We start from the raw sequence: 16,126 nt of genomic DNA, 5'->3' as shown, positions 1-16,126 counted from the left end.
AGATACAAATTCTTCAGTTCCTTTTAAAAACTGATCTAACTGTTCATTTGTATCGGCGTGCTGATCCTGTCCAGGGTGCTGCTCGGATTCGGCACCTCGGCGGCCTATCCGGCCTCGATGTTCTTATTGCGCAGTGAATCCGAGCGGACCGGAGCGCAGAGCCCGGCCGGGGTGCTCGCCGTATTGTCGATCGCCAATCAGGTGATGGCGGTGGTCGGGCCGACGCTGGGTGGGGTGCTGATCGGCGTGGGCGGTTGGCATCTGATCTTCACCATCAATGTGCCGCTATCGCTGGCCTGCCTGGTGCTCGGGCGGATGCGCCTGCCCAGGAGGGCCGAATTGCCCGCGGCGGTGCGGGCGCGGCAGGACGGCGGTGTGGATATCGCTGGCATGGTGTTGTTCGCGGGTGCACTGGTCTCATCGATGCTGTTTCTGATGGAACCGGCCCTCGCGCACTGGTATCTGCTGGTGATCGCCGGTGTTGTCGGGCTGGTATTCGTGCTGCGGGAGTTGTGTGCCGCCGCGCCGTTCATCGATCTGCGGGTGCTCGGCGGTAATGCGCCGCTGCTGGCCACCTATGGCCGTCAGGTGCTCGCCTTCGTCACCGCCTATGCCTTCCTCTACGGCTTTACCCAATGGTTGGAGGAGGGGCGGTCACTGAGTGCATCCGTGGCGGGGCTGGTGCTGTTGCCGATGTCGTTGAGCGCCATAGTAATTACCGCCATTACCGGCCGGCGTCGCCAGGTGCGCGGCAAGCTCATCGCGGGCGGTCTGCTGCAGGTCGCCGCGTGCGCATGCCTGCTGCTGCTCGGTCCGCACACCGGAATCTGGCTATTGGTGGTCCTCGGCGTGCTGATCGGGCTGCCGCAGGGGCTCAACGGGCTGGCCAATCAGAATGCGCTGTACTACCAGGCCGATCCGGCGCGAATGGCGTCGTCGGCCGGATTGTTGCGCACCGGAATGTATCTCGGTGCGTTGATCGCGGCGGCGGCCGATGCGGCGGTCTTCCCGCATGCTGCCGATAGCGCCGGGGTGCACGAGTTGGCGGTATTGCTGCTCGTCGTGTCGGTGTTGTTGGTGATCGTCACGCTTGTGGATCGCTCACTCGCGCGCGTGGGGCGCGCGGCAACCTGATCTTCATATATCCCAGGACAATTCACCTCGAAAGGTCGCATCATGCCGGTTACCACACTCGACGAGCGCACCGCACTGGTCGTCATCGACCTGCAGCACGGCATCGTTGCTGCACCGCGCCAACCGCATTCGGCCGCGGCGGTCATCGAGAACTCCGCCGCGCTCGCCCACGCCTTCCGCGCCCACGGTCTGCCGGTGGTGCTGGTGCGGGTCTCGTTCTCGGCCGATGGCGCCGATCAGGTGAAGGGGCGCAATGAATTTCCGTTCCCGGGCGGCAATCCGCCGGAGGGCTGGGACCGGATCGTGGATGATCTCACCGGCCATCCCGAGGATATCCACGTCATCAAGCGCAACTGGGGCGCGTTCTACGGCACCGACCTGGACCTGCAACTTCGCCGCCGCGGCATTACCCAGATCGTGCTGGCCGGGATCGCGACCAGCATCGGCGTCGAATCGACCGCTCGCGCCGCACACGAACACGGCTACCACGTCACCCTGGCCGTCGATGCCATGACCGATTCCGATGCCGAGGCCCACCGGCACAGCATTACCAAGATCTTCCCGCGCCTCGGCGAAACCGGCACCACCGCCGAGATCGTCGAACTGGTCGCCACAACCCGCTGACCCGTTTCTTCGCCGGTCGTGAACATCGGTGTCACCTGGGGGCGAAGGGGCGCACACTGGCGAGATGATGACCAAGCTGATGCGAGCGATTCGTCGTTTGTTCGGACGCGGGGTTCCCGCCGGTGGCGGCCGGGGTCCCGGCGAAGCCGGTGGCGGCGCCGCGGGCGTCCGCGAGCCGCGCCGGCCGATACTGCCCGACGACCGACTCAGCGATACCAAGCGAATGGAACCGGATCCGCCGACGCTTCGGCTACCGGACGCGCGCCAGTGAGGCGTGACCGGTAACCGACCGCTGCGGCTCAGTTGTCTCCGCGCAGTTCCGGCATGGGCGGTAGCTCGATGGTGTCGGCGAGCGGGTCGATGCACTGGTCTTGCAAAATTTCGAAAAACGCCTCGGCCGAGCCATACCGCGCGGTGACCTCTCTGAGCAGCCTTTCTGCGGGCATGTTCGAGTTCATGTGGATATCGTGACCTACCGAACCTGGTCTGAAACGCGCGTTCGCTAAATATTCGCTAGGTTGTTAGTTATTGAGCGGCAAACAACGGGTTCGCGCATGCACCCGCCCGCCCGGTACCGATTACGTCTGGGTCGCCAGCACGAAGGGCAGAACCGCCGGTGCACCGGCGTTCCGGAGCGCATGTGCCGCCACCGTGAGCGTCCACCCGGTATCGGAGAGGGCGTCGACCAGCAGAATCGGCCCGTCGACCGAAATCGGGTCCGGGATCAGCCAGGAGTCGAACAGCCCGGCCACCCGGTGCGCGGAATTCGCGGCCGATACCGGCGGCCGGTCCGGACGCAACCGCAGGGTGCCGAGGTCGCGCAGGCGACCGACCTCGGCGAGGCGGGCCGCAAGGGTGGCGGTGAGCACCGGATGGCGATGCGATTCGAGGGCCATGACCGCGGTCGGGCGGGTCGCCCAATTCCACTCGCGCAATACCGCGATGCAGGCATCGAAGACCGCGTCCGGAACCGGATCGTCCGAGGCGTCGAGGAGGGCGCGCAGGCGCTGGCCCCAACCCAGATCGGTGAGCCTGCCGAGAGCTCGTCCGGTCTCGGCGCCATTGGTGATCTTGCCGGACAACCGGATGCCGAGTTTCGCCATCCCGGTCGGCCACTGTTTGCGCGGGGCGAGGTCGAGGCCGGGACGGTCGAGTCGGGCCCGGGTCGCGGCGATGGCCGAGGAATCGATGGTGGTATCGAGCCGGGTGCCGGTGCAGTTGTCGCAGCGACCGCAGCCGGGCGCATCGCCGTCGAGCGCGGGCAGTCCCGGGTCGTCGAGCTGGCGGCGCAGGAACCGCATCCGGCAGCCGGTGGTGCGCTGATAGTCGATCATCGCCTGCTGTTCGACCTCGCGGGCCGCGGCCAGGCGTTCGTAGCGTTCGGTGTCGTAGGTCCACGGCTGTCCGGTGGCGATCCAACCGCCGCGGACCCGGTGCACCGCGCCGTCCACATCCAGCACCTTGAGCACCATCTCCAGTCGTGAGCGGTTCAGCTCGACCAGCGGTTCCAGGGCGGCCGTCGACATGGCCCGGTCGAAATCCAAGGCGTCGAGTACCGAGCGCACTATGTGTTCGCGCGGAAAGGCAACGGAGGCAAAGTAACTCCAGATCCTGGTGTCCTCGGGGCCGGGCAGCAGCACCACCTCGGCGCGATCGGTGCCGCGGCCCGCACGACCCACCTGCTGGTAGTAGGCGATGGGGGAGGACGGGGCGCCGACGTGCACCACGAATCCCAGATCGGGTTTATCGAAGCCCATGCCGAGGGCGGAGGTGGCGATGAGCGCCTTCACCTCGTTGTTGAGCAGCGCCGCCTCCAGCACTTCGCGTTCGGCGGTATCGGTCTGCCCGGTGTAGGCGGCGACATTGTGCCCGTGCGCATTCAGCACATCGGCGAGATCGTGGGCGGCGGCGACGGTGAGGGTGTAGACGATGCCGGAGCCGGCCAGCTCGCCGAGGTGCCCGCTCAGCCAGGCGGTGCGCTCGACGGCGTCGTCGAAGTGGACCACGGACAGGTGCAGCGATTCGCGATCCAGGGTGCCGCGCAGTACCAATGGGGGTGGCAGGCCGACGGAGTCGGCGGGGTGGGTAGACGCGGTTTCGGAGCCGATCTGGGTCGCGACATCGGTGACCACCCGGTCGTTGGCGGTCGCGGTGGTGGCCAGCACCGGCACATCGGAGCCGAGATCGGCGATGAGGGTGCGGATGCGGCGGTAGTCGGGCCGGAAATCGTGACCCCAGTCGGAGACGCAGTGCGCCTCGTCGATCACGACCAGTCCGGCGTCGGCGGCCAGCTTGGGCAGCACCTGGTCGCGGAAATCCGGATTGTTCAGCCGTTCCGGGCTGACCAGCAGCACGTCCACCTCGCCCGCGGCCACCCGATCATGGATCTCGTCCCATTCGGTGACATTGCCGGAATTGATGGTGGCCGCGACGACGCCCGCGCGTTCGGCGGCCGCGACCTGGTTGCGCATCAGCGCCAGCAGCGGCGACACGATCACCGTCGGGCCGCGCCCCGCCCGCCGCAACAGCTTGGCAGCGATGAAATACACCGCCGACTTACCCCAGCCGGTGCGCTGCACCACCAGCGCCCGCCGCCGCTGCACGATCAGCGCCTCGATCGCCGTCCACTGATCCGCGCGCAGCCTCGCCCCCGGTCCCGCCAGGTCGCGCAGCAGCTCCTCGGCCCGCTCGCGCAGGTCGGGAGCTGTGAGGTCGATCGCTGACGTACCGGCCGCCGTGGTCATGCGCTCCATCGTGCCCGATGCCACCGACAGCGCTGCCGACCACCGCCGTGCGCACCATGCTGCCCGAATTCGACGGCTCGGCCGATACTCCTGGGCAATGAACAATAGGGTTGTGAATTGCTCTCTGGGGAGTGTGAGTGAACGCGAGTCTGTCTCGAGTCAAGATCTTGGCAGGATCCGGCCGGTCACATGGTTGATGCCACGGCCGGCGAGATCACCTGAGAGTGCTCGGTAATGCCGATTTCAGGATGGTGACCAGGTGAGCGGTTGCCTCTCGCGAGTCGTACCGAACCGGCCCGTTGTCATCACTACCGTCGCTTTTGGACTGATTGCACCGTGATCAGTTTTCGAGCACTGTACTGAAACGACGCGATTGCCACGCCTGCCGTCATGCGGCCCGATGACACCTCGGAGCCAGCGGCGTGGCCGAGCGTCATGACGGCGGTCAATAACCATTCGGGCGTGCAGTGGGGATCGAATTCGCCGGTGGCTTGACCACGGCGGATCAGCTGGTCCAGTGGCCCGAGTATCGGTGCGTGGGCATCATGATCGTCGGCCGGATCGGCGGGGGGCAGGTGCAGCAGCATCGGATAGCGCTGCATGATGTGCCAGCAGAGGTCGAGGAATCGCTGGAGGGCTTCCCCTGCCGGGCCTTCGCCAAGGCGAGCCACATCGATGGCGGCGACGACCTCTGTTGTGATGCGGGCAACCGCGGCCTGGATCAGCGCGTCGCGGGTCGGAAAGTGGGCGTAGACCGTTTGCCGACTGACCCCTGCGGCCATGGCCACGTGCTCGAGGCTTGCGTCGGGTCGCTCGCCGAGTGTTCGTACGGCGGCCTCGAGCACCGACTCCGCGCTGCGGCGGGCGTCACTTCTCCGGCGGCGGGGCGAACCAGTTTTCTCTGACATCCTTGTCAATCTTAGCGGATGAGCTTAGCCTTGACAGCGTTGTATGAATTATCTGAAAGGTGAACGGATATGGCAACTTCCATCACCCTCCCTGGACACGACCTTGCGGCATACCTCACCGCATATGTGGCGGAAATGGCCTTCGGGGCCGAAGAGCCCGAAGTCATCGTAGATCGGTACCACACCCCCGATATTCTCTGGCTCAGCGACGGGCACCCGATGGATCGGAACAGGTTGGTGGCTCACGCGAAACCGAGCCGCAAGAACGTGACCCAGTGCCGGGTCGACATCATGGACACCATTGCCTCGGGTGACCGTGTCGCAGCCCGTTACACGGTCATCGCCACGATGCGCACAGGCCGGACGATCGCCACCGAGATATACATGTTCGGCGATCTCGCCCCGGACGGGCGATTGCATCGGGTCGACGCCATCACGCGCGACCTATCCGAATTGAAAGATGAGGCACCAGAAGATGTTTCCGCCCACTGAAGACAACAGACCGCCACCGCGGTAACCGCCTTGGCCGGATTTCAACATCGGCCAGCGGCGGAAGCCCCTGCGGATCGTGGGCGCGCAGCCGCCTGGAGGCGTCCTCCGGTAACGGCCCGAACGCACTCAATTGCCGCTGGGCGCGTGGTCGTGAACGTCCGCATCTGCCGATTCCGCGATGTTTCAACGGCAGGTTCTCCCGACAGCAACGGTTACGGTTCCAGTGCGTCGGAACTGGCTCGCGACAAATAGCCAGCTGCACCCCAGGATGAGAGCATGATCGAAACCACGGCGGTGTTGGGAGTGGCTGCGACCGAGTTGGGAATGGTGCTGACGCCGGGCCCGAACATGATGTATCTGGTGTCGCGCACCATATCGCAGGGACGACGAGCGGGTCTGGTATCGCTATCGGGTGTGGCCGTCGGATTCATCGTGTATCTCGTGGCCGCCACCGTCGGGATTACCGCGATCTTCGCGGTGGTGCCGGGGTTGTATCTGAGCATGAAGCTGGCCGGCGCAGCTTATCTGGCGTACTTGGCGTGGAAGACGTTGCGCGGCGGCATCTCTGTGTTCGAGCCCTCCGATCTGCCCGCCGACTCCACGCGCAGGCTCTTCAGCATGGGGCTGGTCACCAACCTGCTCAATCCCAAGATCGCGATCATCTACATGGCGTTGATCCCGCAGTTCGTGACCCCAGAACAGGGGCGAGTCTGGTTGCAGAGCCTTCTGCTGGGCGCAGTGCAGATCGGTATCGCGCTGACGGTCAACGGCTTGATCGTGCTGGGAGCCGCCACAATCGCAGCGTTCCTGACCGGCCGCCCGCTCTGGATGCGGGCACAACGCTGGGTCACCGGCACAATGCTCGGCGTCGTCGCCGTTCTACTAGCTACCGACCGGACCCGCCCGGTTCCGGCCTAGGCTGACCGACGCGAATAACACGCTGCTGGCAAGTGCGCGGTAATGCCGAGTTCCGAATAGTTGGCCCAGTCCCACACTATTCACCGCCGTACGGCGTTAGAAGGCCAATATCAGCGCAGTAATGCGAGATCAGGCCGGATGATCTCGCCGCGATGTCTTGTGCCGGCCTTCGACGTCGGCGCTACCGATCATCTCGACACGGTGGTTGTGGGACGCGGATCAGCAGTGTTCGTATTGACGTACGTAGGGCTGCGACTCCGGTAAGACGTTGTATCCGGGTGTCTGGCAGCCGCCGACCACGACCTCGAAAAAGGGGCCCATGGAGTAGACGGGGCCGTTGGGTGTGTGGATCGTGTAGTCGACCGCCGCGCCGGAGCCTGCCAGGTAGGGAAGATGCAGATCGGCGAGTTGTGTGGTCTGCGCGGCGCTGAATTCCGTACCTACGGGAGGGAATACGGTCACGCCCAGTGTCCGGCCTTCAAAAGGCGGGTCGTAGACCGACACCCGAGCGAAGAACGGGATGGGTTGATCGGTCAGGAACCACTGCCACAGGTCGAGTTCGTCATTGGACGGGAAGCGAGGGGTGGGCTCTTGGTGGGGGGTGACGCGATCATGGGGCCATGGATACGACCCGGGGCTCCGTTCCGAATGATTGGTGAACCCGCGCTCCCGCTCATGAACGGTGGATACGATCCACTGGTTGGACGCCAGTTCGGGGAAATCCCGGATGATTCGGCGCATCGCCGCGATGGCGCGGTGAGGTTCGCTCTCGGAGCCCGCCCGGATGTCGATGGCGTTGGTTATGCGGTCCGCGAAGCCGCCGCTCGAGTCCCAGTGCACTTCGGTGCCCGCAGCCCATAGTCGCGCCCAGTTGTTTGCGGCGTTCGCTTCCGTGCTCACGTCACGGCCGAACATCCAGTACGCGGAATAGGAGTCCGCCATCCGGTCGATGGTGACCGTTATCGGGTCGCCTTTGAAACGGCGCGGAAGCGGTTGAGCGCCCATGGCATTCACCACAGACGCGGCCTCGGCCGCTGTGGCGTCGTCGCGGAGCTGCACGTCGAGTTCGGCGGTGAAATGCCTGCCCTTGTAGTGCTCGAAGCGGTGTGATGCGTCGGTCACCCCCGGAAGGGCCCGGATGGCCGTCTCGATCTTGCGTGACCAGCTGTCATGCTCGGCCTGGTCGCGTCCTCGATCGAAATAGCCGCATCCGGTCAGCAGGACAGCCGCCATCAGCAACCCGAGGGTGGGCACGGTAGAGCGCATAGCGTTGATCTTGCCAGCAATTGGCGTCACGGCGCTGCCGCCGACGCGCCCCCAGTCCTGTGGCCGGATTGCGAGAGTTTCGAGGTGGCTGGGGAATTGCGGTGGCGGTCATGGGGCTGGACAAGGACGTGGAGCCGACCGCAAGACCCGCCCCACCACGGTGGTTGGGAAGGCAGATGGCGTGGAAGCGTCTGCCCCGCACGGTTCTCGGGCCGGGAAGACGGGTACTGCCACTCCGCAAGGAACGGCTGCCTGAACGATGAGTCGTCATTCGTCATACGAACACTCACACTTCAGGTAACGGTGAGACGATAGCTCGGCACGCACGCACACCGTGGGCCCGCGCAGGAGGTAGCCATGACCAACTACGAGCCGCCGCCGGGTTGGTCTCCGCCCGGTTCCCAATTCCGCAGCACCGGTGGGTTCGGGCGGACTCTGGTCGGCATTCTGGTCGGTCTGGTGGTGACGCCGGTCGGAATCGGGCTGGCCGCCCATGCGGCGTTGGATACCCGGCAGTGGGTCATTCTCGGATCCGCGGCCAATCGGGCCGGATCGACCTTCCAGATCGTGGCAGCGGCACTGCTATTGCTGCTGGTCGCGGCGCTGGCCGCGTACTCACCGGCCGGGACGGTGCTGGCCGGACTGGTCTGGGGTGTGGTGCCGGGATTCGTGTACTTCCTTTTTCCCGACGACACCTGGCGGATCATTCACGACGATCTGCCGGTGCTGTCGGATGAAATGCGGTTCGCGCTGATCACCTGGGTGACCAGCGGTTTCCCATTCATCCTCGGCGTGCTCCTGATCGGTGCGGGCGTCGCGGGCACGCTGCGGCGGCGCTGAATACGTTCAGGCCGAATTGCCTACGCGATCTTTGCATGCCGACCTCGTCAACGCTCAGCAGCGGCTGCTGCATCGGAGTTGTCGCGGTGTCGCTGAGCTGGTTCGGGCCGAATTGCGGTTGTGTGCACCGCAATTCGGCCACGTCTCACCCCTTCACGCACAGCACCTGATGCAATGTCGCGACGATATCGACTAGATCGCTCTGTGCCGCGATCACCTCATCGATATCCTTGTACGCGGCCGGGATCTCATCGACCACACCCGCATCCTTACGCGACTCCACCCCTTCGGTCTGCGCGATCAGATCGGCGACGGTGAACTGCCGCTTCGCCGCATTCCGGCTCATCCGCCGACCCGCGCCGTGCGATGCCGACTGGAACGAGGCCGGATTTCCCTTGCCGCGCACCACATATGAGCGCGTGCCCATCGAACCCGGAATCAACGCCAGATCGCCAGCGCCCGCGCGCACTGCGCCCTTACGGGTCACCAGCATCGGTACGCCGTCGATCTCTTCCTCCGCCACATAGTTGTGATGGCAATTCCCGGTAAGGACGTTGTCTTCTAGAGCGAAAGAGTGTGTTCCCTCCACGACAGCGCAGAAGACCTCCGCCACGTCCGCAGTCGGCCTGACGGAACGAACGGTCCATCCCCGTCGCTCGACAGCCCGACTGTTGGCGGCCCAACGCAGGCGGTGCTCTGCATGGATGAAGAACTCAGGAGTGAGGTCGCCGCGCGAGATGCCCATGACGAATATTGCGGTTTCGGATCGGCCGAACCCTGTGCGTACCTTCCGCCGGATCGGGAGGGTGAAGATACCCAGTACATCGCAGGCAGCCTTGAAGAATTCGAGATTCTGGCGTTCAACGGACCAGATAGCTGGGCGGCCCGTCTTGCCCACCTCGCCGTCCGCCGCGAAGTAGCCTGAGAGCCAGCCGTAGAGGTCGGAATCCGATCCGTCGAGTGCGGGATACTCGCGCTTCCACTCGCGCGGAAGTCCGCCGAGCCGCTTATACTCCTGCACCAGTTGGCCTCGGTCACGAAGTGCAGTTACCTCTTCCTGCTTCACATGAGTTTTCCGTGTTGCGTCGGCCGCGTACACGTAGTGGTAGGTTCGCAACCGATCAGCGCAGTCGAAGTAGGACAGCAGTGCCTTGTCTTTCGCGCCATAGAAGTTGGCATGCGCCAACGAGTCACCTGAGATAGAGCCGTCCCCGAACACGAAGCCGCGGGCAATGCCATCCCGAGATGGCTGGAGCGCATCCGTGCGCTTCGGGTAGACGTAGGCGAGGCGATCCCCGACGCGCAAGCCCGAAGTGATTGCCTCGGTCCGATTGTGTGCCACCTTCGGTCGGAGTATCCAGCGATGGTCACCTGTCGCGCGGATCGTACGTTCTTGCCCATAGCGACCGATGACCACGTCCCAGAGTGGTTGATGCCCGAACGACTTGATGGGCGCTTTCACCCACTCGCCGCCTTCCGTGAGTACAGTGTGCGTCCCACCCGCGAGTTCCGCGATGGGACGGCAACCTCGGTCCGTCATGACCGAGGTCTCTCCTGCAAAGCAGGAGATGGGCTCGTCGAAACGCACTGTGCGCTCGCCGAATTCGTTCTGCACCGCACCGCATACCAGCGACAGCATGACCGCGCGGTTACGCGCGGCGTATTCCTGTGCCCAGGTGAGATCACGCCGGTAGGCTTCCATTTCCGGTGTACCGGAAAGGAATACGGCCAGATCGCGATCGGGGATGTCCTGGTTGTGCGGCAGTGCGCGCGCGATGGTCATATGCCGCTCGGCGAGTTCCTTGCCGATATTGCGGCTACCGGAGTGCAGCAGGATCCATACCGAATCATGCTCGTCCAGGCAGATCTCGATGAAGTGATTTCCGGAGCCGAGCGAGCCGATCTGCTTATGCGCCTTGGACTCCAATGCCTGCACGCCCGAATGCAATGCGCCGAATTCGGACCAGAAGCGGTTCCAGCCGGTGTTGTGCCGGGCCAGCTCGCCGTGGGACGCAGCGAACTGCGCCCCCAGCTTCGCGACATCGACCGCATTCTTGTGTGCCTGGAAACCCACCGGTACCGCCGCTTCGATGCGCGAGCGCAGCGAATGCAGATTGTCCGGCAGGTCGGCGGCGGTGAGGTCGGTCTTCACGCTTTCCATGCCGCAGCCGATATCCACGCCGACGGCGGCTGGCGCGACGGCATCGCGCATCGCGATCACCGAGCCGACCGTCGCCCCCTTGCCGAGGTGCACATCCGGCATGACGCGGACGCCGTGGACCCAGGGCAGTTGCGCGATATTTCGCAGTTGCTGCAGCGCGGACTGCTCGATGTCGTGCTCGTTGGCCCACATGAGCGTCTGCGCCCTCGTACCGCGCAGCTCGACGGGAAACATGGGGAACATCCTTTCTCGTTCGGTGTGTTCCCCTTCAACGCTAGATTCCCCGGACCACTATCCGCACATCATTTTCGGCCGGTTACGGCTCCACGAAATCGGCGGCCAGGCCGCACAGTTTCCATGTCCCACCGCGGCGCGCCATCGTCCCGGTGTAATCGATGTCCTTGAAGTACTGCCGATATTTCGCGGGCACATTGGTGAAGGATTCGTGTGCGAGGAAGGTCGCCGAATCCGGGCCGGTCTGGGTGATTCCGGTAATCGTGGTGGTGAAGCCCGCACCCTGGACCTCCGGGCCGATCCGCCCGTCGTATTGCGGCGTGTACTGCACGACCAGCGCGTTGACGGCCGGTAGCGCCTCCGGGCAAATGAGCGCGGCGAACGATTGCCACTGTCGGGCATTTGCGGTCGCGGCCAGTTGTCCGACGGCCTCGGTCAGCGCCGGTTCGGAGCTGGTCGGATTGTTCGTCGTGGTGCGCGCATCCGGCGGATTGAAGACCAGCGGCGCGGGCAGTGGCCGATATCCCGACGGCTCGATATTCTCGGCCACCGCGCGGGCCCAGGTGCCGTCGGCGATCATGGCCTGAATGGCATTGGTGATCTTGCTCTGCAGGACGGTGTCGCCCTTTTCGACGCCGACGCCGTACCGTTCGCGGGTGAAGGGGTGCCCGACGACCCGCAGCTCGTTCGGATGCTGTGCGGCGAATCCGGCGAGGATCACATCGTCGGTGCTGACCGCGTCGACCTCGCCCGCGAGCAGTTCGTCCACGCAGGTCGAATAGGTCTCCTCCAGGGTGACCCGCACACCGGTCGCGAAGTCTCGCTTGATCTTGTCCGCCGAGGTGGAACCCTCGCCGGTGCACACGGTCCGGCCGTCGAGAGCCTCCGGCCGATCGATGTCCGCCGCACTGCGTAGGACCAGCAGATCCTGACCGGCCAGCAGATACGGTCCGGCGAAGGACACCGCCTGCTGTCGATCGGCGGTGATCGAATACGACGCGACGACAAAATCCACCTCGCCGCTGTCCAGCAGCGCTTCGCGTCGATTCGACGGTGCCTCCAGCCAGCTGATCCGCTCGGCATCGACGCCGAGATATTTCGCGATATAGATCGCGGTATCGACGTCGAATCCGTGCGGAATCCCGTCCTCGCCCATGACCGACAGCCCCGGCTGATCGAATTTGATACCGATGGTGACGGTCCATGGTGTGTGATCGATCGGGTACACGCAGGCGGCCAGCACCACGCCGCTCGCCAGGCCGACAGTAAGGATCGAGCGCTTCATCGAGCCGAATCTCCTCTCGATGCCGGGATATCTCGGTCGAGCAGGTTCGCGCCCCCGCGCATATTCAGCTAATTATCAGCGCGAACGATTCGCGCATAATTTTCGCTGATCACGTGATAGAAGCGAGTGGGCATTGCGCGAAACCGTTCGCTTTTTGAGACATGGCTACTGATGAGCGATCGACAGGTTTCGATAGATGTGCGCCGCGTTTCCGTTGGCGATCGCAATGACGAGTGCTTCGGCGTCGGCGGTCGTCATGACGTCCTCGGCGATCCACTCGTCGAGCAGGCGGCCGAGACCGCGCCGCCACAGCACCGCCCCGAGGTAGTGCAGTTCCGGAAGTCCGTAGCCGTCCGAGGAATAGAGCATCGAACGGAACGGGGCGAGTTCGAGTGCTTCCGCGAGCACCGCCGCTGCCCGCTGTCCCACATAGGGAATCGTCAGGCCGAGATCGAGATGCACATGGTCGAAGGCGTGTGCGAGATAGGCCGCGTTGCGATGAAAGGGCCAGCAGTGCAGCAGTACGACCGATGTGCCCGAGTCCGCCGTGGCCCGCAGGAAGTCGGTGAGCAGCAATGGGTCCGCGTGCCGAAGCCGCAGATCGGTGTCGCCGAAACCGGTGTGGAATTGCAGGGGCAGGCCGAATTCCCCGCTGATGCGGGCACCGAGTCCGACCAGCCAGCCCAGGGTCGCCGGATCGGTGAGGCGGCGTTCGAGGGGGACTTCATCGGGCGGGGTGTCGGTGCGTGGGAAGTCGAGTCCGCAGCGGTAGGCCACGATTGTCTTGAGGCCGACGGCATTTCGGACCCGCCCGCGCAGCGCGGTCTCGATATCCTCGAACGGCGTCGTCTCCACGGCGACCTCGGCGATCACCCGTTCGGCGAGGTGTTCGAGTCGGACGATCTCGCGCACCTCACCATCAGCGACTGCCGCGAATTCCGCTCGTCCGCCGCCGAATCCGGTGTCGAGGAACCAGCGGGTGACACCGGTCGCGCGCAGTAGCCGAGTGGTCGTTTCGCGCCAGCCGAGTTCGGCGCGGCGGGCCAGATACCGCTCCGGATCCACATGCGGCTCCAGATCGAGAACCGGTGCGCACCAACGCCTTACCGCGAGACCGAGCGCCGAATCGAAGCTGCCGCGCTGCCCCTCGCCGAGCAGCTGCTCGAAACCGGGCCGGTCCAGATCGGCGGCCACTACGCCGTGACAGTGGTGATCGGTGAGCGCGATGCCATCGGTGAGCACGCTAGAACCGCCACCGGGTCAGCTCGGCCACCTTGGCCGGGCTGATATCCCGATAGCGTTCGGCCTCGGCGCGGCGCACGGTGAGCAGAGCATCGTGCAATTCGACACCGAGCGCCTCGGCGAGCACCTTGGAATCCGCCAGTGCGTCGGCGGCCTCCATGGAATTGGTCGGCAGCCGCCGCACACCTGAGAGCATGAGTTGTTCCGCATCGAATCCCACCGGATCGCCGGTGATTTCGGCGGGCAGCCGCAGTTCTTCGGCGACGCCAGCGAGCCCGGCGGCAATGACCGTGCCGACGATCAGATACGGATTACCGGTCGCGTCGAAACATTTGATCTCGGCATTGGCGGCCCATTCCTCGGTGCCCTGCACACCGGTGATGAAGCGCAGGGCGGACTCCCTGGTCTCCCGACCCCAGCATTGCCAGATCCCGGCCCACCGCGAGGGCTGCAGGCGCAGGAAGCTCGCCGGATTGCCGGCCCCGATCGCGACCAGTGCGGGCAGTTCCCGCAGTACACCGGCCAGGAAGGCCTCGCCGGCGCGTCGCATGCCGTACGGTCCGTCGCCAGCGGCGAAGAGCGGCCCCTGCTCGTCCTGAAGCGAAAAATGCAGGTGCGCACCGGAACCCGCACTGCTGGGCTCGATACACGGCGCCAGCAGCGCGCGCCAGCCGTATTGCGCGCTCACCTGCCGGATGGTGTGCCGGAGCAGGACCACATCATCGGCCGCGGCCACCGGATCGTTGGGTGCTACCGACAGCTCCATTTGCGCGAGCGCATATTCCGGATGGAACTGATCGACCGCGATCTCCTGGCGTTCCAATGCCGCGACCAGGTCGCTGGCGTATTCGGCCACCTGGCTCAACCGGATCATGCCGTAGGCGGGTCCGTATATCGCTGGGACGAAATCGCTTTCGGTATCCGCGCGCCCGAGCGCCCACTCCGTCTCGAAGGACATCGACAGCCGCAGACCCGACTCCTGCGCCGCTTGGGCCTGCCGGGTCGCGAACGCACGCTGGCAGGCGACGAAGCGAGTGCCGTCCTGGGTGTACTTATCGGCGGGCGCCCAGGCCCAGCCCGGCTGGCAGGCGAGTTCGGTCAGCCGGGACAGGTCCGGGATCAGGCGCAGATCGCCGTCGGGCCCGCCGAGATATCGGCCGACCGACATCAGATCGTCGAAGGTGAACGTCTCGAAGCAGGGGGAGACGCCGATCCCGTATTTGGCGGCATGCGCCAGCCGCCCCTTCGGCACCGTCTTCACCCTGGTAATCCCGGCATTGTCGACGAAGGACAGCACGACCATATGGGCCTCGAGGTGTCCGATCAGCGCATCGTGGGCACCTTCGGCCGGTATCCGGTCCGGCATGGTGGGCATAGTCCCAAGATAGGCCGCGCCCGCCCGCTTCGGGGCGGACTCGGCCGACCTGGTCGTGTTATGCGGTGGGTCGGGTGAACTCACCGTCTTGCATGCCTGCGGTGAAGGCATCCCACTCACCGGGGGTGAATACCAGTGCTGGGCCGGTTGAGTTCTTCGAGTCCCGAACGCCGACCTTTCCGCCGTCGAGCCATGCCACCTCGACGCATTGCCCGCTGCCTTCGCTGTAGCTGCTCTTGAACCAGTTCACCCCGGATAGGTCAACGTTCACCACGTTCGTGCTCCTTCGCCACCTGCCGTAGCAGGTTTCTGCTCTCCACCTCGCCCAGACATGCATCTCGCATGGCCGAAGCAAGCTCGCTATAGAACCGCACATCCTCAGGCTTCTCAAGATATACGTCCTGTGCGGCTCCGCCGTCGATGAATACCACTGGAGGCTCGATGGGTTCACCTTTGGCGATGCGCTCGAACTCCAGGATGATGAACGAGCTGTTGGGCGTCCCCCAGGTCAAACCTGCACTGTATGGATGTATCCGCAGCGTGATGTTGGGTCGCTTGGACATTTCGGCCAGGTGCCTCAGCTGCGCGGCCATGTTGCTCCGGTTGCCGATCACGCGGTATAGCACCGACTCGTGCAAGATCACGTTCAACTGGATCGGGTTGGTCTTGCGCGTGATGAGCGCTTGCCGTTTCATTCGGTGCTCGACGCGCCGGTCGACGTCGTCAGGGCTGGTGAACATGGGAACCGCGCTGATGATTGCCCGCGCGTAGTCGACTGTCTGGAGCAGGCCGGGAACGTGTTGCTCATGGCAGCTGGTGAGTCGGCGTGCGGCGGCCTCGAGCCCCACGTACATGTTGAACGCGTTGCTGTACAAGCCTCCATAGACGTGGTGCCAGCTCTTG

General features: G+C 64.7%; 16 protein-coding genes and 1 pseudogene. 6 read left to right on the top strand and 11 right to left on the bottom strand.

Annotation, left to right across the window (positions count from 1 at the left end; all coding sequences use genetic code 11):
• The first annotated feature begins 57 nt into the window (after positions 1 to 57).
• From ABZW16_RS38885 to ABZW16_RS38875, 3 genes are all read left to right on the top strand, one after another.
• Entirely contained in the window at positions 58 to 1,134 is a 1,077-nt protein-coding gene (locus tag ABZW16_RS38885; protein WP_354961146.1) for an MFS transporter, read from the top strand.
• A gap of 42 nt (positions 1,135 to 1,176) precedes the next feature.
• The gene (locus ABZW16_RS38880) at positions 1,177 to 1,758 is read left to right on the top strand and encodes a hydrolase (protein ID WP_354961145.1); all 582 of its coding nucleotides are present in this window, start codon (positions 1,177 to 1,179) and stop codon (positions 1,756 to 1,758) included.
• Positions 1,759 to 1,822: 64 nt separating this feature from the next.
• Positions 1,823 to 2,029, top strand: coding sequence for a hypothetical protein (locus ABZW16_RS38875; RefSeq protein WP_354961144.1), 207 nt, complete (start codon positions 1,823 to 1,825; stop codon positions 2,027 to 2,029).
• 28 nt (positions 2,030 to 2,057) lie between these two features.
• Here ABZW16_RS38875 and ABZW16_RS38870 read toward each other — a convergent pair whose 3' ends face one another.
• From ABZW16_RS38870 to ABZW16_RS38860, 3 genes are all read right to left on the bottom strand, one after another.
• On the bottom strand, positions 2,058 to 2,216 hold the full coding sequence (locus ABZW16_RS38870) for a hypothetical protein (RefSeq protein ID WP_354961143.1): 159 nt from the start codon (positions 2,214 to 2,216) through the stop codon (positions 2,058 to 2,060).
• A 120-nt stretch (positions 2,217 to 2,336) separates the two neighbouring features.
• Positions 2,337 to 4,502, bottom strand: a complete 2,166-nt coding sequence (locus tag ABZW16_RS38865) for a DEAD/DEAH box helicase (protein ID WP_354961142.1) — start codon at positions 4,500 to 4,502, stop codon at positions 2,337 to 2,339.
• Between the two features lie 308 nt (positions 4,503 to 4,810).
• Positions 4,811 to 5,347: a TetR/AcrR family transcriptional regulator gene (locus ABZW16_RS38860; RefSeq protein ID WP_354961141.1), complete on the bottom strand. Its 537-nt coding sequence runs from the start codon at positions 5,345 to 5,347 to the stop codon at positions 4,811 to 4,813.
• A gap of 132 nt (positions 5,348 to 5,479) precedes the next feature.
• On the opposite strand from ABZW16_RS38860, the gene ABZW16_RS38855 reads away from it, so the two are divergent.
• Positions 5,480 to 5,902 carry a nuclear transport factor 2 family protein gene (locus tag ABZW16_RS38855; protein WP_354961140.1) on the top strand — a complete coding sequence of 141 codons (423 nt, stop codon included), beginning with the start codon at positions 5,480 to 5,482 and terminating at the stop codon, positions 5,900 to 5,902.
• Positions 5,903 to 6,178: 276 nt separating this feature from the next.
• Positions 6,179 to 6,820 (top strand): LysE family translocator, encoded by a 642-nt coding sequence (locus tag ABZW16_RS38850; protein ID WP_354961139.1) that lies wholly within the window; start codon positions 6,179 to 6,181, stop codon positions 6,818 to 6,820.
• 219 nt (positions 6,821 to 7,039) lie between these two features.
• On the opposite strand, the gene ABZW16_RS38845 is transcribed toward ABZW16_RS38850, so the two are convergent.
• A complete protein-coding gene (locus ABZW16_RS38845) occupies positions 7,040 to 8,086 on the bottom strand; it encodes a hypothetical protein (RefSeq protein WP_354961138.1) in 1,047 nt (348 codons plus the stop codon).
• A 357-nt stretch (positions 8,087 to 8,443) separates the two neighbouring features.
• On the opposite strand from ABZW16_RS38845, the gene ABZW16_RS38840 reads away from it, so the two are divergent.
• Positions 8,444 to 8,926 carry a hypothetical protein gene (locus ABZW16_RS38840; RefSeq protein WP_354961137.1) on the top strand — a complete coding sequence of 161 codons (483 nt, stop codon included), beginning with the start codon at positions 8,444 to 8,446 and terminating at the stop codon, positions 8,924 to 8,926.
• 145 nt (positions 8,927 to 9,071) lie between these two features.
• Here ABZW16_RS38840 and ABZW16_RS38835 read toward each other — a convergent pair whose 3' ends face one another.
• The 7 genes and pseudogenes from ABZW16_RS38835 to ABZW16_RS38805 form a co-directional block, all read right to left on the bottom strand.
• Positions 9,072 to 9,671 carry an RtcB family protein gene (locus ABZW16_RS38835; protein WP_354961148.1) on the bottom strand — a complete coding sequence of 200 codons (600 nt, stop codon included), beginning with the start codon at positions 9,669 to 9,671 and terminating at the stop codon, positions 9,072 to 9,074.
• An 816-nt stretch (positions 9,672 to 10,487) separates the two neighbouring features.
• Positions 10,488 to 11,321, bottom strand: a pseudogene (locus ABZW16_RS38830) (RtcB family protein); the annotation flags it as partial.
• Between the two features lie 82 nt (positions 11,322 to 11,403).
• Positions 11,404 to 12,606 carry a glutamate ABC transporter substrate-binding protein gene (locus ABZW16_RS38825; protein ID WP_354961136.1) on the bottom strand — a complete coding sequence of 401 codons (1,203 nt, stop codon included), beginning with the start codon at positions 12,604 to 12,606 and terminating at the stop codon, positions 11,404 to 11,406.
• 165 nt (positions 12,607 to 12,771) lie between these two features.
• Positions 12,772 to 13,848 (bottom strand): amidohydrolase family protein, encoded by a 1,077-nt coding sequence (locus ABZW16_RS38820; RefSeq protein WP_354961135.1) that lies wholly within the window; start codon positions 13,846 to 13,848, stop codon positions 12,772 to 12,774.
• Position 13,849: 1 nt separating this feature from the next.
• A complete protein-coding gene (locus ABZW16_RS38815; RefSeq protein WP_354961134.1) occupies positions 13,850 to 15,223 on the bottom strand; it encodes a glutamine synthetase family protein in 1,374 nt (457 codons plus the stop codon).
• A 58-nt stretch (positions 15,224 to 15,281) separates the two neighbouring features.
• Entirely contained in the window at positions 15,282 to 15,494 is a 213-nt protein-coding gene (locus tag ABZW16_RS38810) for a DUF397 domain-containing protein (RefSeq protein ID WP_354961147.1), read from the bottom strand.
• The coding region (locus ABZW16_RS38805) for a DUF5753 domain-containing protein (RefSeq protein WP_354961133.1) at positions 15,484 to 16,126 on the bottom strand (643 nt) is incomplete at its 5' end. The genes ABZW16_RS38805 and ABZW16_RS38810, both read right to left, overlap by 11 nt.

The organism is Nocardia sp. NPDC004604 (assembly GCF_040609795.1).
Taxonomy (GTDB): domain Bacteria; phylum Actinomycetota; class Actinomycetes; order Mycobacteriales; family Mycobacteriaceae; genus Nocardia.
The sequence above is the reverse complement of the archived record's forward strand: the minus strand, read 5'-3'. Positions and strand labels throughout refer to the sequence as shown.